The organism is Rasiella sp. SM2506 (assembly GCF_050859505.1).
Taxonomy (GTDB): Bacteria; Bacteroidota; Bacteroidia; order Flavobacteriales; family Flavobacteriaceae; genus Marinirhabdus.
The window spans coordinates 2,356,702-2,375,000 of the sequence record NZ_CP193934.1; the positions used below are offsets into that span (position 1 = coordinate 2,356,702).

Annotated in this window: 14 protein-coding genes, 2 tRNA genes and 2 rRNA genes (1 of these 18 running past the window's edge); 11 read left to right on the forward strand and 7 right to left on the reverse strand. The window is 40.2% G+C overall.

Going from position 1 to position 18,299, the window contains the following annotated elements; all coding sequences use genetic code 11:
* Nucleotides 1-65: 65 nt before the first annotated feature.
* A complete protein-coding gene (locus ACQ2HF_RS10660; RefSeq protein ID WP_432410406.1) occupies nucleotides 66-521 on the forward strand; it encodes a GNAT family N-acetyltransferase in 456 nt (151 codons plus the stop codon).
* Nucleotides 522-628: 107 nt separating this feature from the next.
* Here ACQ2HF_RS10660 and ACQ2HF_RS10665 read toward each other — a convergent pair whose 3' ends face one another.
* Together ACQ2HF_RS10665 and xerD are read right to left on the reverse strand one after the other, a co-directional pair.
* Nucleotides 629-1,645 carry an aldo/keto reductase gene (locus tag ACQ2HF_RS10665; RefSeq protein ID WP_432410407.1) on the reverse strand — a complete coding sequence of 339 codons (1,017 nt, stop codon included), beginning with the start codon at nucleotides 1,643-1,645 and terminating at the stop codon, nucleotides 629-631.
* A 353-nt stretch (nucleotides 1,646-1,998) separates the two neighbouring features.
* Nucleotides 1,999-2,895, reverse strand: a complete 897-nt coding sequence (xerD, locus tag ACQ2HF_RS10670; RefSeq protein WP_432410408.1) for a site-specific tyrosine recombinase XerD — start codon at nucleotides 2,893-2,895, stop codon at nucleotides 1,999-2,001.
* Nucleotides 2,896-2,993: 98 nt separating this feature from the next.
* On the opposite strand from xerD, the gene ACQ2HF_RS10675 reads away from it, so the two are divergent.
* The 4 genes from ACQ2HF_RS10675 to ACQ2HF_RS10690 all read left to right on the forward strand — a co-directional run bounded on the left by ACQ2HF_RS10675 (nucleotide 2,994) and on the right by ACQ2HF_RS10690 (nucleotide 5,518).
* Nucleotides 2,994-3,563 carry a porin family protein gene (locus ACQ2HF_RS10675; protein WP_432410409.1) on the forward strand — a complete coding sequence of 190 codons (570 nt, stop codon included), beginning with the start codon at nucleotides 2,994-2,996 and terminating at the stop codon, nucleotides 3,561-3,563.
* 173 nt (nucleotides 3,564-3,736) lie between these two features.
* Nucleotides 3,737-4,360, forward strand: a complete 624-nt coding sequence (locus ACQ2HF_RS10680; protein ID WP_432410410.1) for a porin family protein — start codon at nucleotides 3,737-3,739, stop codon at nucleotides 4,358-4,360.
* A gap of 100 nt (nucleotides 4,361-4,460) precedes the next feature.
* Nucleotides 4,461-4,952, forward strand: a complete 492-nt coding sequence (locus ACQ2HF_RS10685) for an outer membrane protein (RefSeq protein ID WP_432410411.1) — start codon at nucleotides 4,461-4,463, stop codon at nucleotides 4,950-4,952.
* Between the two features lie 152 nt (nucleotides 4,953-5,104).
* On the forward strand, nucleotides 5,105-5,518 hold the full coding sequence (locus ACQ2HF_RS10690; RefSeq protein ID WP_432410412.1) for a type II 3-dehydroquinate dehydratase: 414 nt from the start codon (nucleotides 5,105-5,107) through the stop codon (nucleotides 5,516-5,518).
* Nucleotides 5,519-5,536: 18 nt separating this feature from the next.
* Here ACQ2HF_RS10690 and ACQ2HF_RS10695 read toward each other — a convergent pair whose 3' ends face one another.
* Nucleotides 5,537-6,856, reverse strand: a complete 1,320-nt coding sequence (locus ACQ2HF_RS10695; RefSeq protein WP_432410413.1) for an acyloxyacyl hydrolase — start codon at nucleotides 6,854-6,856, stop codon at nucleotides 5,537-5,539.
* Nucleotides 6,857-6,898: 42 nt separating this feature from the next.
* Here ACQ2HF_RS10695 and ACQ2HF_RS10700 point away from each other — a divergent pair, with 42 nt between their 5' ends.
* The gene (locus ACQ2HF_RS10700) at nucleotides 6,899-8,239 is read left to right on the forward strand and encodes an alanine/glycine:cation symporter family protein (protein WP_432413085.1); all 1,341 of its coding nucleotides are present in this window, start codon (nucleotides 6,899-6,901) and stop codon (nucleotides 8,237-8,239) included.
* Between the two features lie 4 nt (nucleotides 8,240-8,243).
* Here ACQ2HF_RS10700 and ACQ2HF_RS10705 read toward each other — a convergent pair whose 3' ends face one another.
* The 4 genes from ACQ2HF_RS10705 to ACQ2HF_RS10720 form a co-directional block, all read right to left on the reverse strand.
* Nucleotides 8,244-9,116, reverse strand: a complete 873-nt coding sequence (locus tag ACQ2HF_RS10705) for a hypothetical protein (protein ID WP_432410414.1) — start codon at nucleotides 9,114-9,116, stop codon at nucleotides 8,244-8,246.
* Nucleotides 9,117-9,181: 65 nt separating this feature from the next.
* Entirely contained in the window at nucleotides 9,182-10,612 is a 1,431-nt protein-coding gene (locus ACQ2HF_RS10710; RefSeq protein ID WP_432410415.1) for an MBOAT family O-acyltransferase, read from the reverse strand.
* A 42-nt stretch (nucleotides 10,613-10,654) separates the two neighbouring features.
* Entirely contained in the window at nucleotides 10,655-11,737 is a 1,083-nt protein-coding gene (locus tag ACQ2HF_RS10715; protein ID WP_432410416.1) for a DNA topoisomerase IB, read from the reverse strand.
* A 64-nt stretch (nucleotides 11,738-11,801) separates the two neighbouring features.
* On the reverse strand, nucleotides 11,802-12,887 hold the full coding sequence (locus ACQ2HF_RS10720; RefSeq protein ID WP_432410417.1) for a M42 family metallopeptidase: 1,086 nt from the start codon (nucleotides 12,885-12,887) through the stop codon (nucleotides 11,802-11,804).
* Nucleotides 12,888-13,006: 119 nt separating this feature from the next.
* Here ACQ2HF_RS10720 and ACQ2HF_RS10725 point away from each other — a divergent pair, with 119 nt between their 5' ends.
* The 5 genes from ACQ2HF_RS10725 to ACQ2HF_RS10745 all read left to right on the forward strand — a co-directional run.
* Nucleotides 13,007-13,693: a DUF4294 domain-containing protein gene (locus ACQ2HF_RS10725; RefSeq protein WP_432410418.1), complete on the forward strand. Its 687-nt coding sequence runs from the start codon at nucleotides 13,007-13,009 to the stop codon at nucleotides 13,691-13,693.
* Between the two features lie 1,030 nt (nucleotides 13,694-14,723).
* Nucleotides 14,724-16,246 (forward strand): 16S ribosomal RNA (locus tag ACQ2HF_RS10730).
* 168 nt (nucleotides 16,247-16,414) lie between these two features.
* Nucleotides 16,415-16,488, forward strand: a tRNA-Ile gene (locus tag ACQ2HF_RS10735).
* 164 nt (nucleotides 16,489-16,652) lie between these two features.
* Nucleotides 16,653-16,729, forward strand: a tRNA-Ala gene (locus ACQ2HF_RS10740).
* A gap of 358 nt (nucleotides 16,730-17,087) precedes the next feature.
* Nucleotides 17,088-18,299: ribosomal RNA gene (locus ACQ2HF_RS10745) — 23S ribosomal RNA — on the forward strand (it continues 1,613 nt past the right edge of the window).
* The 16S and 23S rRNA genes sit together here with 2 tRNA genes alongside, the layout of an rRNA operon.

Consider the following 18,299-nt stretch of genomic DNA (forward strand, 5'->3'; position numbering starts at 1 on the left):
AAAAACAAAACTGCTAATTTTACCTTTACAATACCTAAAACCAAAAACAAAACGAGTCCCAGAAAATGATTAAAAAGCTTCAACATAATGACATAGAAGTAGCAAAAAACATACGAACCGTGTTTCAGGCTTCGTATAAAATCGAGGCCGCATTGTTACAGGCGGTAGATTTCCCTCCCTTGCAAAGACCTCTTGAAGGGTATGTGCAGAGTAGCACAGCGTTTTTTGGCTACCTAAAGGATACCGAACTTGCCGGAGTGGTTGAGATTAGCCATAACACTAACTTTACTCATATTAACAGCCTGGTGGTGCATCCAGATTTTTTTAGACAAGGCATTGCACGAAAGCTACTGGAATTTGTTTTCGAAACCTTCGACTCCCATCTCTTTGTGGTGGAAACGGGCCTGGAGAATGGCCCCGCTACGGCTTTGTATATCAAATTTGGTTTTAAAGAAGTGAACCAATGGGACACAGACCACGGCATTCGGAAAATAAAGTTTGAGTGTAGAATGGATCGCTAACTAAAGAACCAGACCCCTATAGAATAGGAGACTGGTTCTTAAGAATTGTAGCATAAAAATAATTATAATTTGTAGGTGTCTCTATTTATAACCTTTCATCTATACCGCTATTCATCTGTGCTAAAGAGACTTTTCACTTTGGAAATACCTTCTCGCACGCCTTCCAGTATGGGCGATTTCTCGTCATAAATATCGGTATATCCTTTACTATGCTCTTCAAAAAACTCGCCTGTAATAAACCTACGGCATTCATCCAGGCGCGCAATCTCTTTTATATCGGTTTCGTCCAGCTCGATGCGGGCGGCTTTAAAGTTTTCTTCAATATGCTCGGTACTGGTAGATTTTGGAATTACTGCTGTCCCGCGATGACAGTGCCAGGAAATCAAAATTTGTCCTTCGGAAGCGTTGTGCTTTCGGGCAATTTTTTTGATGGTTTCTAGTTCAAGTAAATTAGGCTCGTCTTTACCTTTCATAGCATCAGAACGATCTCCCGAACCTAAAGGCGAATAGGCAGTCATAAAAATACCTTCGCTTTTACAATAGGCCAGCAAGTCGTCTTGCTGTAACAGAGGATGTAATTCTACCTGGTTCATTTCGGGCTTTATCTTGGCCTTGCTTACCAGATCTTTCAATTTTATATCACTGAAATTGGATACCCCAATATGCCGTACCATCCCAGCTTCTTTGGCTTGCTCCATTTTTTTCCAGGTTTCTATGATAGGAACTTCTTCCAGCGAAAGATAATCGCTTGGCTTTTGAGGTGAATTTACCCCATGTTTAAACGCTACGGGCCAATGGATAAGATAGAGGTCTAAATACTCCAATTGCAATTTATCCAGAGAGTGTTGGAGCGCAGGAAGTACCTGTCCATCCTGGTGTGCATTGTTCCAAAGTTTGGAAGTAATAAATACATCTTCTCTAAAGATCTTTCCTTCTGCGAACACTTCGGCCAGGGCTTCTCCTATATCTGTTTCGTTATCGTAGGCTGCAGCAGTGTCTATATGCCTGTAGCCCGCATATAAGGCATCCTTTACCGCTTGTTTTACTTTGTTTCCTTTGGCTTTCCAGGTTCCAAGACCAATGCATTGCATTTTGTCTTTATTGCTAAATTGTAATGTTTTCATAGGTATAAAATATTTGTTGAAAAGAAGATGGTATGCCCTAACTAGTCATCTTCGGCTGAATTGCAAATGGTATGGGGCATTTCATAGCTTAAATTTCCCTAAAATTACTGAACAATTTCAGCTCCTAAAAGAAAAGAAATCTATTTAGCCTTTATTTAACGCCTTCGTACAGGGTAGGAGTAACGTACTTTACTCCATTTGGCTGTTGCTTTAAAAACTGGAATTAAAAGAAGCAGTTTTATATACCCTTTCATCTTATTCTGAAAACTGAAAACTGCTACTGCGAACTAAACACGAACATCTCTTAAGATAAAATTTGGTTAAAGAAAAACCAGCTGTATGTCAGTAGTGATTTACTTTCGCGGATGGTATTTCTCCATCACTTCAGTTAAATAGGAGGTTTCTACGTGGGTGTAAATCTCTGTTGTAGTAATACTTTCGTGTCCTAGCATTTGTTGAATGGCACGTAAATCGGCTCCATTTTCCAGTAAATGCGTTGCAAAAGAATGCCGAAAGGTATGCGGACTTATCGTTTTCCGAATCCCTGCTTTCTCTGCCAGGTCTTTTACAATAGTAAAAATCATAGCCCTTGTGAGTCCGTTTCCACGTCTGTTAAGAAACAAGGTGTCCATGGCTGCTGGTTTGGGTTGTTGGTGTACCCGAATCTGGTTTTTATAGCTATTAATAAGGTGTATGGTATGATCGCCAATAGGAACATAGCGTTCTTTAGCACCTTTTCCGGTTACCTTAATAAACCCTTCTTCAAAGAATAGATCTGAAATTTTCAAAGTGGTTAATTCTGAAACACGTAACCCACAGGCGTAGAGCGTTTCCAGAATGGCGCGATTACGTTCGCCCTGGGGTAGGCTTAAGTCTATGGCCCTAATAAGGGTGTCAATTTCTTCAATAGAAAGGGTGTCTGGTAATTTTCTACCCAATTTTGGACTCTCAATAAGTTCTAAGGGGTTTGTTTTTCGGTATTCTTCAAAAATAAGATAGGCGAAAAATCCGCGAAGACCCGATATAATTCTGCTTTGGGATCTGGGATTCATGGTTTTACTTAGTTCATAAATAAACTTTTGGACTTCAGCTTCAGTAATAGTAAGTGGAGTGCAGGTGAGTGTATGCTCTTCACACCAATCCATAAGTTTTTGAATGTCCAATCCATAATTTTGAAGCGTATTTTTAGAAAGCCCCCGTTCAATTTTAAGGTAACTTTTATACTCTGTCAAGGCTCTGTGCCACTTCATATAGCGTAATTTTCAATTTTCAATTTAATATAATATTAGGAAATACCCTGTCAAGTTTCTGCTATATTTGAGCCAAATTAACGTTTAAAATAAAAAACATGAAAAAAATAGTAGTAGTATTCATCTTAGCCTTAATCACAACGGGCGCTTCTGCACAGGGAGTAGACTTTGGTATTAAAGCAGGTGTGAACTTTGCAAACATTAGTGATGCAAAACAGGGAGCAACCAATTTAGATTTCTCTGGAAGAACAGGAGTGGTTGTAGGAGCCTTTGTGGGTGCTAAATTAAACGATAGATTTGGTATCCAAGCAGATTTGCTATACTCACAACAAGGAGCCGAGTTTGATGGGGGTGAATTTAACCTGGACTATGTGAACGTGCCTATTGTAGCTAAAGTATATTTCTTTAAAGGATTACACCTGCAAGCAGGACCGCAGTTTGGTGTGGTTGTTAATGACGAAGCTCAGAGTGTTCTTGGAGAGGTGATTAACGATATTGCAGTAAAAGATTTTGATTTTTCAGGTGTCGTAGGATTAGGATATGATGTTCCTTTAGGCCTTAGGCTTGAAGCACGGTACAATTTTGGATTGTCCGATATTCAGGAAGACCAGGGACCCAGTGGAAAAAACAGCGTAGTAACGCTATCTGTTGGTTATAGTTTCCTATAAAAAACACAGAAGTATACACTTTATTTAGAAAGCTGTAACGCTGTTTGTTTAACAAACTGGCTTACAGCTTTTTACTCTTTATAAAAGCAATTTATTGCTATTCATTAACATTTCATTAAGATTTTATTTAGTAGCTTTACTTTAACATTAATAACTAATAAAACGTAACAATTATGAAAAAACAAGTAATTTTAATTGCCGTGGCAATTTTTTCTTTTGGTGTTCTTCAAGCTCAAGACATTCGTTTTGGTGCTAAAGCGGGTGTTAACTTTGCAAAACTTACGGGTGATGCTGTGGAAGATGCCGACGGTAGAACTGGTTTCCATATTGGTGGTCTGGTCGAATTTCTAATTTCAGAAAAGTTTTCTGTACAGCCAGAATTAATTTATTCTCAACAAGGGTTGCAGTCTAAAGATGAATTTGGTGGTGTAGAAGTAGAGACTAAATTTAAATTAGATTATATCAACATTCCAATTATGGCCAAGTATTATGTAACCGAAGGGTTGAGTTTGGAAGCTGGGCCACAGTTCGGGATTAATACAACAGCTGAGTTTGAAACAGAACTATCGGGTGACGATAGTAATGATGAGTTCTTTAGTGGCACTGAAGATGTTAAAGATTCTACATCTGGTCTGGACTTAGGTATTGGTGCCGGAGTAGGGTACAGGTTAGATAGCGGGATTTTCTTCCAGGCACGTTATATGTTTGGTGTTTCAGATGTTGGAGACGACGACGAAGTATTTGGAGATAGCTTAACGAACTCTGTCTTATCATTATCGGCAGGATATTCATTCTAAGAAACCTTTATAAATAATTAGGAAAGCAGAAGTGTACTCTTCTGCTTTTTTTATGGGTTATATTTGTACTTTTGCCTTTACAAACTAAATATATTATTAGATGAAAAAAATTATACTTATCGCCACCATTATATTTACTTCCCTACAAATGCAAGCTCAGGAGTTTGGGCTTGGTATTCACGGAGGATACCTTACCGAAATTGATGCCATTGGAGCAGGAGTAGATTTAAATTACGATTTTAATGAAAAATGGGGCGTTTCTACGGCTACCGTATTTTCGGCCATAGACGATGGGGGTATTAGAAATAAATGGTTTGCCATCGATCTTAATGCCAGATATTACGTAGTAGATAAATTGTATGCATTTGCCGGAGGTGAATACCTTTCATTAACAGTGAAATCTCTTGGACTTGGATCCGGTGTTTTTCTGGATAGTGAAGAGACTGTAAAAGATTCAGAATTTGGCGTTAACCTTGGAACAGGATATCGCTATAACCTTGTAGACAATATAAATCTTTTTGCCGAAGTTAAATATGTTGCTCTGGATGCAGGATATGTACACGCCAAAGCAGGAGTTCATTTTTCCTTCTAAGGGTAGGTTGATCCTATTATAAGAATCGGGCCATGTCCCGATTTTTTTTATCCTTATCTTTAACGTATGAAATGCGCTTTAAAAATTAGAAACCGATCAAAGATGCTTTTTTTGAGCATTCCATCTTCCGCTTTATCAAATATTTTATACAGATGAAAATAGCTATCATAAATGGCCCAAACCTTAATCTACTTGGAAAAAGAGAAACCAATATATACGGGGATCAATCTTTTCAGGATTATTTTTCTGAGCTTCAGTTTAAATTTACTGAACTAGAACTCACCTTTTTTCAATCTAATATTGAAGGTGAATTGATAGACAAACTTCAGGAATTTGGTTTTGACTACGATGGTATTATTTTAAATGCTGCCGCGTATACACATACGTCTGTGGGTATTGGAGATGCCGTAAAAGGGATAGAAACACCCGTGGTTGAAGTGCATATTTCCAATACCTTCAACAGAGAAACGTACAGACACCTGTCCTATGTGTCTCCTGGCGCAAAAGGTATTATTGTAGGCTTCGGACTAAGAAGTTATGAATTGGCGATACAGAGTTTTTTGTAATGTAAGACGAAGCAAACACTACTTTCCAGGAAGCAAATACACATACCCCAAAGAAAATTCGGTGAAGTCGGCCTGCCCGAGGTTCGCATTAATAGCAGCTCCTGCAAAGATATTGTGGGTAGGACTATGTTCGTTTCCAAAGAGATAATAGCGTAGGCCCAACTTTGTCGCGATTGCTTTTTTAAGCTTGTATTTCGAGTTGTATTCTCCTAACATCCATTCTTCTGGAATATCCCGAGGGGTGTTGTCCCATCCTTGATTAATTCGCCAATCGATATCGTATGCGGGTTTATGAATATTGGCGCCAATCATAAATGTGAGCCCAACATGGTTTAGCAGAAATTCACCTTCAGCAAATAAAGTGAGATTAGAGGCAGACCAGGTTGGCTGGTCTTTTAAATTGGCAAACTCACGACCTTCTTGAACCAAAGACTCATTCTGAATTATATAATCGTAGTAATGCTCATAATAGTGATAACTGAAACCCAAACCAACTTTAAAGGTTTTATTAAGTTGTTTACCTGCGGAAAGTGCTACAGTATACACCTCCTTTTTGTCGTTATACACCAATGATAAAATATTAGAACCTATCCCAACCCGTGGAGAAATATAATACTGCGCTGTTTTCTGAAAATCTGTGGAAGTCTTCTCGCTGGGATAAGCTGCTTTTTTAGTGCCAATGATTGCCGAAATACTTCCCAATATAGAATTATACCCATTATTAGGAAAACGGGTATGCCCGTTCGAATGATGTAAATAGCCACCGCCAATACGCCATTGTATCGTTTCAGACTCATACATTTTATAAAGAAAAAATATCCGGCACGTCCAGGTAAGATGGGTAGAAACGGCTTGATTTAATGGGTTGTCCACCGCGTCAAACTTTTTATTGAAATAGGAACCACCCAAGCCTACATTCATCGTAAAAGAACGTCGTGAACGTCCCAAAATATTAAATTCAACATTGGGGAGTAGGGTGTAGGCCTGCCCTAAAAATTCGGAATTCCCATAGTCTACAACGCCCACCGCAATACCGGTTTTCGGAAATCCTAATCTGTAGGCCCATTCCTGTGTATTGGTTTTCTGAAATTTTCCAAAATTTACAAACATGCCAAGTGTGGTGGATTTTTCTGGGAAATTGGAGTTAGATTCTGCTGTAGTTCCTGCTACAAATTCTGGCGTGATAAAATTCGTAAAAACAGATTCATTATCAGTTCTTTGGGCACATAAGCCTATAGAAATTAGTAAGAATACGATAGTAGTAGTTGTCTTCATGGAGAGTGCAAGAAACAATTTCTTCTGAAACTTTAAAAATTTAAAAGTACATTCGTACTTCAAAATACAATTTTAGTGGAATTATTAGATACAATTTTAGCCGAAATGGCCTCTCTGGCATGGGGATTACCCTTGCTTATATTATTAATGGGTGGCGGATTGTATCTCTTAATCCGGATTCGGTTTTTGCCATTTCGATACTTAGGCCACGCAGTTGCCGTTTTAAGCGGAAAATATGACAGCGAAAGCGATGCTGGAGAGATCACTCATTTTCAAGCTTTGACTACAGCACTTTCTGCGACTGTGGGGATGGGGAATATTTCAGGAGTTGCAGTAGCTATTGCAATTGGCGGACCAGGAGCCGTATTCTGGATGTGGGTAAGCGCAGTGATAGGAATGTCTACCAAATTTTTTACAGCAAGTCTTTCTGTAATGTATCGGGGTAAAGATTCTGAAGGCAAGCTGCAAGGAGGTCCTATGTATTTTATACGGGAAGGCTTGGGGAAAAATTGGAAATTTTTAGCAGCATTTTTTAGTATTGCCGGACTCGTTGGAGCATTGCCAGTTTTTAATGTGAATCAGCTTACACAAGCCATTAACGACCTACTCCTAAAACCAGCCGACCTATATACTGGTACAACAAGCAATATACTTATCGGGATCGTTTTAGCGGTGATAACTGCTGTGGTTGTTCTGGGCGGCTTGTCAAGAATTAGTAAAACCACCTCTAGGTTAGTACCAGGAATGGTATTACTTTATTTTGTGATGGTGCTATTTATACTAGCAGTAAACTTCAGCGAAGTGCCCAGATACCTTTCCCTCATTTTTACTGATGCCTTTTCGGCTTCATTTTATAAAGGGGATGCCTTTTTAGGAGGTGTTATTGGAGGGATCATTCTCCTTGGGATTAGACGAGGTGCCTTCTCTAACGAAGCAGGTATTGGTACCGCACCCATGGCGCACGGAGCTACTAAAACCAATGAGCCCATTCGCGAAGGTTTAGTGGCTATGTTGGGGCCGGCGATAGATACACTGGTAGTTTGTACCCTTACGGCTTTAGCAATTTTAGTAACAGGTGTTTGGCAATCTAGCGAAGCGAACGGAGTAACCCTCACAGCGGCTGCATTTACCGAAACGATGCCTGTGTATGGAAAATACGCACTACTATTGTGTATTGCTGTCTTTAGTATTTCGTCCCTGTTTTCGTATTCGTATTACGGTACCAAGTGTATGTCTTTTTTGTTTGGTGCCAAGAATAAAGGAATTTACAACTATTTCTATATCGCCAGTATTATTTTAGGAGCTACAACTTCCTTAAGTATGATGATTAATCTCATAGATACTTTTTTCGCGCTTATGGCGATTCCTACGATGCTGTCTACACTTATTTTAGCTCCCAAAGTAATTGCAGAGGCAAAGCGGTATTTTGCAAGTTTGAAGAAGTAAGTTACTAGTCTCGCTTTTCCAAAAACACATTTAAAGCTGAAGAGAATTTTTTTGCTCCGTTTGGATTCATATGACTTTGGTTCCAGTAATCTTTTACATTATAATGCACCGTATCTGTCTCCAAAAGGAATACATTTATATTTTTGTAGCGCTCCTTTGCTAGGGTTACAATACTATCGCGCCGATTTAAAATTTCAGGCACCCGCTGTGGAAGGTAGGTTTTGTACATTGGCACTTCGCAAATAATTACGTGCATCCCTTTTTCTTCCAGATAATCCAGCATTTTAAAAAAAAGCTGTGTATTATTTTTAAAAATAGCCAGACTTGGCTCCTTATTAATTTTAAAACGCTTTAAAGCTGAAATCTTTACTTCATCATACTTAAGGTCTTTAAAAATACCAGCGTAATGTAAGGTATCGTACCCAAACCTATTGAATCCGAAGTTTTTCTCACCTTCTATATAATAACTATATGCTTTTTCAGACAAGAATTTAGGATTCGACAGGTATATAAGTCTATCCTTAAAGTAAGTGTTTCGCTCAAAATTGTTAGCGCCGTAATAGTCCAAATAGATACTATTTTTCCAAAAATCTGGCCCGTTGTGGGGTAACTCAAAGTGGCTGTAAGAAGTTTCTATAATAATGGTTTTAACTGCTGGAAGTTCTGGTAACAGCTGTTTCAGTAATTTAAAGTCGGTATCGTGATGCTGATTTCCAGCTGCCAAATTGAGTGTTCTTTTTTTAAATAAGTCTGGGTTTATAGCGTTTTTTACTTGTGAAGAGCCCAATGCCAGAACTTCAATAGTTTTGCTTTCGGTTTTTATAAATTCCGAAATATAGGTCTGGCTCATCGGCAACTTCCTGACTAGATATTCCATAGCCACGTAACCCAAAACAACCGGGATAAAGAAACTAATAATCGATATGATAAATTTACGTTGCATTAAAACTGAAAATAAATAAAAGCCTCTTTAGGTTCGGCGTAGCGAACTAATAAAATAATAATTAGATAGTAAATTCCCCAGCGTGCAGCTTTCGGAATTTTTAATTGTAACTCTTGTAGCGGAAACGCTTTTTTGATAGTTAAAATTTCAGCAATAATAAGTACTACCAGATACCAAAGCTTTCCACCTATTAGTGATGAAATTTTAGTAACATCGACCAGAGTGAAAATTCTTTGGAGGATAAACCAGGCATCCGCAATGCTTTCAGCCCTAAAAAAAATGCTTGAGATAGATGTAATACTGAAAAAATATAGAAGTGTTACCAAAATAGGTGTGGTGGGTAGCCATTTTGCTAAAGTTTTCTTTTTGCCAAAGACGGGAATGCGCTCCACAGCCAAAATAACGCCATTAAATAATCCGAACGCTAGAAATGTCCAGTTAGCACCGTGCCAAAAACCAACCAAAAGCATGGTGACCAAAAGCCCAATAACCCGAATACTCACGGTAATTTTCTTAAAGCTTTTTATAAATGGGATATACACATAATCTGTAAACCAGTTGGTGAGTGTGATATGCCAGCGTTGCCAGAATGCAGTAATGGATTTTGCCAAATAAGGGATTCTAAAATTGTTATGCAACTTAAACCCGAATAATTTTGCGGTACCTACGGCAATATCTGTATAACCAGAAAAGTCACAATACACCTGAAAGGAGAACAATGCCGCGGCAAAAGCAAGTGTAAGGGCGCCGTAGTTCTCAGGGTTTTCAAAAGCCAGAGTTACTGCGAGGCCTAATTTATCTGCTACCAATACTTTTTTAAACAGTCCCCATAATATCTGCCGGAGCCCTTCTTTGGATTGCTGCAGATTGAAAATGCGTTTGTTTTCAAATTGAGGTAATAGAAATTTCGCGCGTTCAATGGGTCCCGCTACTAACTGGGGAAAGAAACTAACAAAGCATAAAAATTCTAGCAGATTTTTAGTGGGTTGTATCCTCTCTTTGTACACATCAATGGTGTAACTCATGGTTTGGAAAGTGTAAAAGCTAAGCCCTATAGGTATGATCACATTCCAGATAGTAAACGAAGTAGCGATCCCTTCCGAAGAAAAAAGGGAGGTAAATTCATCTATAAAAAAGTTAAAATATTTAAAGGTGAAAAGCACGCCCAGATTCCAAAGAATGCTAGTGTAGAGTAAAAACTTCCTTGTTTTTTTTTGTTTAGAATTCCTAATAGCGAGTCCTGCCAGGTAGTCTATTAAAGAGCTGGCAATAAGTAATCCTAAGAACCGCCAATCCCAAAGACCGTAAAAAAGATAGCTGGCAAGTAACAGGAGTATATTTTGTGAAGTACGGCGATTACTGCCTACTAACCAATATAAGGTATAAGCAATCACTAAGAAAACCCCAAAATCGAACGAATTGAAAAGCACTCCAGAAATTTGAGCTAAAGATAGTAAAGTACGACAGACTGCCTACTCTAAAACCACTTCGTATTGGCTCAGCATCTGTAGCAAAACAGTTTCGGTAGGAGAGAAGTGTGGAAGGGATGTAATATCGTCTTCGTGGTCTAGTTTTTTGAGATAAAACTCAATACTTCCATCTTCGTATTTTTCTGGCAGTATTGGGTGTACGTAATAGTCACGGCAAACGGAGCGTGTGTTGCCAAGTCCTTCGGCGGCCTTGTCGTAGGCACTTAAAATAGTACTCTTTAGGTCTTTTTCGGTTTTGGGTAGTCCGGTTTGGTATATATATTCAAAAAATAATTTGCTAGCTGCCCAGGTCCTAAAATCTTTTGCCGAAAATAGATCGCCACTTAATTCGTGAATATAATCGTTCACCATACCACTGTCTATAGTGTGGTGAGCGCCATTTTCATCATAATACTGAAACAGTTCCCATCCGGGTATTTCTTCACACTGCATTACCAATTCCCGGAGAATTTTATTTTCTACGGTTACCTGATGCTTTTTACCTTTTTTACCTACAAATTCAAAACGTAACTCATGGTCTGAAATATCCAAATGTTTGGTACGCATCGTTGAAAGACCATAGGTTTTATTCTTTTTTGCATAGTATTCGTTACCAATGCGTATGTGCGTTTCTTCTAGGAGTTTTAAGACGAGTGCCAAGCATTTTCGTTTGGTCATCGTTTTAAGTGAGAGATCTTTTTCGATCTGAGCTCTCATCTTGGGCAGCGCATTGCCAAAAGCGATCATCTTGAAAAATTTCGTTTTGTTTTTAATTTCGGACCAGCTGGGGTGGTAGCGATATTGTTTTCGTTTTTTTTCGTCACGTCCTACCACTTGCAAATGACCATTATGGAGATGCGTAATTTTTACATGTTCCCACGCAGGCGGAATAACAAGACTCTTAAATCTTTTAAGCGATTTCTTATCAACTATTTTCTCCCCGTCTTTGGTATAGTAAAATCCGCGCCCGTGTTTATGGCGTTGTATTGTAAGTTTATTGTCGGTTACGTAAATGAGATTGGCAAGCTTCGCCGCCTCGACGGGATTTTTTAAAATTTTAGTAACCTGCGGCGATTTTATTATCATAGCCTAAAAGTACTTTCAACAAAAGTTAAAAGCTCTTAATGACTCGCTAATGTATTCAGAAATATTAATCGAAATAACTAAACGTCTCTCCATCCTTCATTTGAAGTAAGGTTTCATAGATAAGCTTGATTACATTTTCCACGTCGTCTCTGTGTACCATTTCTACAGTGGTGTGCATATAACGCAAGGGTAATGAGATTAAAGCGGAAGCAACCCCCATACCAGAATATGCAAATGCATCGGTGTCGGTTCCAGTTGCTCTGGAAAGTGCGGCGCGTTGAAACGGGATTTTTTCTTTCTCGGCAGTTTCAGTAATTAGATCGCGCAGCTTTTGTTGTACGGCAGGTGCGTATGCAATCACAGGACCTTCACCCAGTTTTACGGCACCTTGTTTCTTTTGATCGATCATTGGGGTAGTGGTGTCGTGGGTAACATCGGTTACGATCGCAACGTTGGGTTGTATTCTTTCAGCAATCATTTGTGCTCCTCGTAAACCAATTTCCTCTTGTACCGAATTGGTGATGTACAATCCAAACGGCAACGTCTTTTTGTTTTCTTTTAAGAGACGTGCTACTTCAGCAATCATAAATCCGCCCATACGATTGTCCAGAGCACGGCAAACAAACTTGTCGTCATTCAAAATATGAAATGTGTCTGGATACGTAATTACACATCCTACATGAATTCCCATTTTCTCAACTTCGTCTTTGTCTGAAGCGCCTACATCTATAAAAATATTCTCTGGCTTTGGAGCTTCTTCCTTGGATTTGTTTCTGGTATGAATTGCTGGCCAGCCAAAGACACCTTTTAAAATACCTTTTTTAGTATGGATATTCACAATTTTAGACGGCGCAATCTGGTGATCGCTACCTCCGTTTCTAACCACATATAACAATCCATTGTCACTTATATAGTTTACATACCAGGAAATTTCATCGGCATGACCTTCAATAACGACCTTGTATGTAGCTTTTGGATTAATAACAGCTACAGCTGTCCCATAGGTATCGGTTATAAATTCATCTACATACGGCTTTAAATAGTCCATCCATAGTTTTTGCCCGTCCCACTCATAGCCAGTAGGAGCAGCATTATTCAGGTAATTTTCTAAGAATGTAAGTGATTTTTTATTCAGAATAGATTTTGCCATAGTAGGTGAATGCTAGAATTAGTATGATGATTTTCAAAATTAAGAATTTATAAACTAGTAAGCTCATACAATTTTTTAATTTTGGAACAGTTTTGGTTTAAAATAATAAAAACATTCCATTGAAGATATTTTCATACATATACATAGCCCTGTTTGTTACAGTTTCTGCCTACGGACAAACGCTTGAAGAGTTAAAGCAGGAGAGTGATAGCCTCACAACTTTCTATTACCTTATTGAAGGTGATACCATCCCACGAGAATTTATAGATTTGGATGAAGTAGTTTTGCTCAATAAATTAGAGTTCAATTCCAAAGAGGATCGTCGCAGGTATTTAATCTTGCGTCGCAAGACCAGAAAAGTATATCCCTATGCTAAATTGGCATCAGAACGCCTTACCACCATGTCAGAGCGCCTTAAAACCATCGAAAAGAAAAGAGATAGAAGACGCTACACCAAACGAATCCAAAAATACGTAGAAGAAGAATTTTCTGGGAAGCTAAAAAAACTCACCCGCACCGAAGGACAAATCCTGGTAAAGCTAATTCATCGGCAAACGGGACGCACTGCATTCGATCTTGTAAAAGAGTTACGTACCGGTTGGCGTGCGTTTTGGTATAACACGACTGCCAATCTGTTCGATATTTCCATAAAGGAGGAATACAAACCTTTCGACGATAAAGAAGATTACCTTATAGAAGATATTCTGGAGCGTTCGTTCCAGTCCAATAAATTGGAGCGTCAAGAACCAGCTTTCGATATTGATTATCTAGATCTCACCTCGCATTGGAACAAAAAGACGAAATAATATAGCGTATTGTACAGCCTCAAAAGTAGTTGGGGCGTTTCCCCTTCCTTATCTATAGTTGTCTTTGATAAGGTGTTGTTTTTATAATTATGTGTAAGGCTTTGGTATAGAGAGCAGGCGTGTTGGGGTCGGGCTTTCGGCTATATCTTTTTTGTTGTTAGAATAGAGCATTTGTTTGCGCCTTAGTTGCATTGGAGTTACCCGTACCCCGAGGGTAGCCGAGGGGCAAAAAAGGATGCCGCCTTAATCCCTAACGCAGCTTTCGTTAGGTTGGTTTATTAGCATATAGTAATTCAACACTAGGCATTGAGTTGTTGAAACCTCTTATTTGTGGGTTCCTGAGTGATTTGAAGGAAGATGGCTATAAAGTCTGGAAAGGTGTTTTCTTCAAATTGTACCGAAGGGCTTTCTTCTCTTAAGGAGAGCTCTTTGTCGCATAGCTTTAAAAAGAGGTTATATATATAGGTATAGGTAGGTCGAAAAAAACTTTTAAGGATAAGAATACTAGTTTCAGGGAGTTGGGAATTTTGGTCTTAAAAACTAAAAAAAAGGTTGGAATAAGTTTGTTTTATAAAAGTAAGTGGGTGTATATTTGCACCCGCTTTGAAGGAGAGATCTGGAGGGCATAGTGTAAAGAAAACAACGTTCTTAAATTTATTTTCAAATTATTTTAAAACTTGCTTGCAGGTTAGAAAAAGAGTGTATATTTGCACCCGCTTTGAAGGAGAGATCTGGAGGGCATAGTGTGGAGAAAACAACGTTCAGAAATTATTTTGAAATTATTTTGAAACTTGCTTGCAGGTTTAAAAAAGGGTTGTATATTTGCACCCGCTAAACGGATGAGTGACTTAAAACACGGGTCCGGAGTACCGAGAGAAATAGAATTAAAAGTTCATTGATATATTGAAATTGACAGCGTATGGGTAGCAATCGAAAGAGCGCTATCTGTATTGAAACTAAACTAAGAATAGTACCTGAGAATTTTTTGAGAGAGAGCTTTTCGTAATACTTGAATATTATTTAAGATTACACGATGAAGAGTTTGATCCTGGCTCAGGATGAACGCTAGCGGCAGGCCTAACACATGCAAGTCGAGGGGTAACAGGAGTAGCTTGCTACTTGCTGACGACCGGCGCACGGGTGCGTAACGCGTATACAATCTACCTCTTACTATGGGATAGCCCAGAGAAATTTGGATTAATATCATATAGTATTATATAACGGCATCGTTTTTATAATTAAAGGTTACGGTAAGAGATGAGTATGCGTCCTATTAGTTTGTAGGTGAGGTAACGGCTCACCTAGACTACGATAGGTAGGGGCCCTGAGAGGGGGATCCCCCACACTGGTACTGAGACACGGACCAGACTCCTACGGGAGGCAGCAGTGAGGAATATTGGACAATGGGCGAGAGCCTGATCCAGCCATGCCGCGTGCAGGAAGACTGCCCTATGGGTTGTAAACTGCTTTTATACGGGAAGAAACACCCCCTCGTGAGGGGGCTTGACGGTACCGTAAGAATAAGGACCGGCTAACTCCGTGCCAGCAGCCGCGGTAATACGGAGGGTCCGAGCGTTATCCGGAATCATTGGGTTTAAAGGGTCCGTAGGCGGGCGGCTAAGTCAGTGGTGAAAGTCTGTGGCTCAACCATAGAATTGCCATTGAAACTGGTCGTCTTGAATCAATGTGAAGTGGTTAGAATAAGTAGTGTAGCGGTGAAATGCATAGATATTACTTAGAATACCGATTGCGAAGGCAGATCACTAACATTGTATTGACGCTGAGGGACGAAAGCGTGGGGAGCGAACAGGATTAGATACCCTGGTAGTCCACGCCGTAAACGATGGATACTAGCTGTTCGGACTTCGGTCTGAGTGGCTAAGCGAAAGTGATAAGTATCCCACCTGGGGAGTACGTTCGCAAGAATGAAACTCAAAGGAATTGACGGGGGCCCGCACAAGCGGTGGAGCATGTGGTTTAATTCGATGATACGCGAGGAACCTTACCAGGGCTTAAATGTAGTGGGACAGGCTAGGAAACTAGCCCTTCTTCGGACTCATTACAAGGTGCTGCATGGTTGTCGTCAGCTCGTGCCGTGAGGTGTCAGGTTAAGTCCTATAACGAGCGCAACCCCTGTTGTTAGTTGCCAGCGAGTCATGTCGGGAACTCTAACAAGACTGCCAGTGCAAACTGTGAGGAAGGTGGGGATGACGTCAAATCATCACGGCCCTTACGTCCTGGGCTACACACGTGCTACAATGGTAGGTACAGAGGGCAGCCACACCGCGAGGTGGAGCGAATCCTTAAAACCTATCTCAGTTCGGATCGGAGTCTGCAACTCGACTCCGTGAAGCTGGAATCGCTAGTAATCGGATATCAGCCATGATCCGGTGAATACGTTCCCGGGCCTTGTACACACCGCCCGTCAAGCCATGGAAGCTGGGGGTACCTGAAGTCCGTCACCGTAAGGAGCGGCCTAGGGTAAAACTGGTAACTAGGGCTAAGTCGTAACAAGGTAGCCGTACCGGAAGGTGCGGCTGGAACACCTCCTTTCTAGAGAAAGCTCGCAAGAGCAGAGAGAGTGCGACGAGAAGCTTATAGCTTTTCAAAATAGGGTACTTTTCTTGGTTTAGTTGTCAATTTTAATTTTTTAAGTCTTAAAGACTTTAGTACCAGTATATCAAAACTGATTGCTGAATACTGAAAGCTAAGGACTGAGAAAGTCTCATAGCTCAGCTGGTTAGAGCGCTACACTGATAATGTAGAGGTCGGCAGTTCGAGTCTGCCTGAGACTACAAAAGGATTTTAGATTTAAGATATGCGATTGTATATTTTTTAATTTAAAAACGTTCATTAGTACATATTGAAAGGAAATTTTAGAAGTTGGGTATCCCAAGTTGACGTATAGGTCATCAATTAACTGATAACTGTTAACTGATAACCGGCAACTTAATAAAATGGGGGATTAGCTCAGCTGGCTAGAGCGCCTGCCTTGCACGCAGGAGGTCATCGGTTCGACTCCGATATTCTCCACCATTTTTTATATTTCTTCGGAAATATACGTTCATTACATATTGAAATAGAGTTTTAGTCATTTTATGGGACTAGCACATTCTGAATTTACTTCGGGATATGCTTATCGGTTCGACTCCGATACACTCCGCGATTCTTGAGGTTTAAGGATTGATAGGTAGTAAAACAACCAAGGATATTGTTCTGTTTTTTAAGGATGATAAAATAGTTTTTGCTGCCATCATACTTTTACTGTTGACGGAAAAACGTTCATTGACATATTGAGAATAAAGAATACGAGAAAAGTAATAATTAAATTAAAAATCTTTGTATGTGTTTACACATATAAAGTATGAATACTCATTAAAAGAGCAAAAAAGTACAATAAGCAAAGTAAGAGCGTATGGGGAATGCCTAGGCTCTCAGAGGCGATGAAGGACGTGATAAGCTGCGATAAGCTGCGGGGATTGGCACATACAAGTTGATCCGCAGATTTCCGAATGGGGCAACCCACTATATTGAAGATATAGTATCCGCAAGGAGGCGAACCCGGGGAACTGAAACATCTAAGTACCCGGAGGAAGAGAAAACAAAAGTGATTGCGCTAGTAGCGGCGAGCGAACGCGCAATAGCCCAAACCGTATCTGTTACGGCAGGTACGGGGTTGTAGGACCACAACATTTAATACTCGATGAACTAGAACACGTTGGAAAGCGTGGCCATAGACGGTGATAGCCCGGTATAGGTAAAGGAAGTTGAGATAGTGGTATCCTGAGTAGTGCGGGGCACGTGAAACCCTGTATGAATCCGGCGGGACCATCCGCCAAGGCTAAATACTCCTGAGAGACCGATAGTGAACCAGTACCGTGAGGGAAAGGTGAAAAGAACCCTGAATAAGGGAGTGAAATAGAACCTGAAACCATACGCTTACAAGCGGTCGGAGCCCTTCTGGGGTGACGGCGTGCCTTTTGCATAATGAGCCTACGAGTTACTGTTGCCAGCAAGGTTAAGGTCTTAAGGACCGGAGCCGTAGCGAAAGCGAGTCTGAATAGGGCGCTTTAGTTGGTAGTAGTAGACGCGAAACCGTGTGATCTACCCTTGGGCAGGTTGAAGCTGTGGTAACACATAGTGGAGGACCGAACCCGTTGACGTTGAAAAGTCTTGGGATGACCTGAGGGTAGGGGTGAAAGGCCAATCAAACTCGGAAATAGCTCGTACTCCCCGAAATGCATTTAGGTGCAGCGTATACATAGTTTTATAGAGGTAGAGCTACTGATTGGATGCGGGGGCTTCACCGCCTACCAATTCCTGACAAACTCCGAATGCTATAAAATGTTTGTATGCAGTGAGGGCATGGGTGCTAAGGTCCATGTCCGAGAGGGAAAGAACCCAGACCATCAGCTAAGGTCCCAAAATGTATGTTAAGTTGAATAAACGAGGTTGGATTGCACAGACAGCTAGGATGTTGGCTTGGAAGCAGCCATTCATTTAAAGAGTGCGTAACAGCTCACTAGTCGAGCGATCCGGCATGGATAATAATCGGGCATAAACATACTACCGAAGCTATGGACTTATATTTATATAAGTGGTAGGG

Coding starts and splice junctions, on each gene's coding strand:
- ACQ2HF_RS10660 (WP_432410406.1), top strand. CDS start 66: ATGATTAAAAAGCTTCAACATAATGACATAGAAGTAGCAAAAAACATA.
- ACQ2HF_RS10665 (WP_432410407.1), bottom strand. CDS start 1,645: ATGAAAACATTACAATTTAGCAATAAAGACAAAATGCAATGCATTGGT.
- xerD (WP_432410408.1), bottom strand. CDS start 2,895: ATGAAGTGGCACAGAGCCTTGACAGAGTATAAAAGTTACCTTAAAATT.
- ACQ2HF_RS10675 (WP_432410409.1), top strand. CDS start 2,994: ATGAAAAAAATAGTAGTAGTATTCATCTTAGCCTTAATCACAACGGGC.
- ACQ2HF_RS10680 (WP_432410410.1), top strand. CDS start 3,737: ATGAAAAAACAAGTAATTTTAATTGCCGTGGCAATTTTTTCTTTTGGT.
- ACQ2HF_RS10685 (WP_432410411.1), top strand. CDS start 4,461: ATGAAAAAAATTATACTTATCGCCACCATTATATTTACTTCCCTACAA.
- ACQ2HF_RS10690 (WP_432410412.1), top strand. CDS start 5,105: ATGAAAATAGCTATCATAAATGGCCCAAACCTTAATCTACTTGGAAAA.
- ACQ2HF_RS10700 (WP_432413085.1), top strand. CDS start 6,899: ATGGCCTCTCTGGCATGGGGATTACCCTTGCTTATATTATTAATGGGT.
- ACQ2HF_RS10705 (WP_432410414.1), bottom strand. CDS start 9,116: ATGGAATATCTAGTCAGGAAGTTGCCGATGAGCCAGACCTATATTTCG.
- ACQ2HF_RS10715 (WP_432410416.1), bottom strand. CDS start 11,737: ATGATAATAAAATCGCCGCAGGTTACTAAAATTTTAAAAAATCCCGTC.
- ACQ2HF_RS10720 (WP_432410417.1), bottom strand. CDS start 12,887: ATGGCAAAATCTATTCTGAATAAAAAATCACTTACATTCTTAGAAAAT.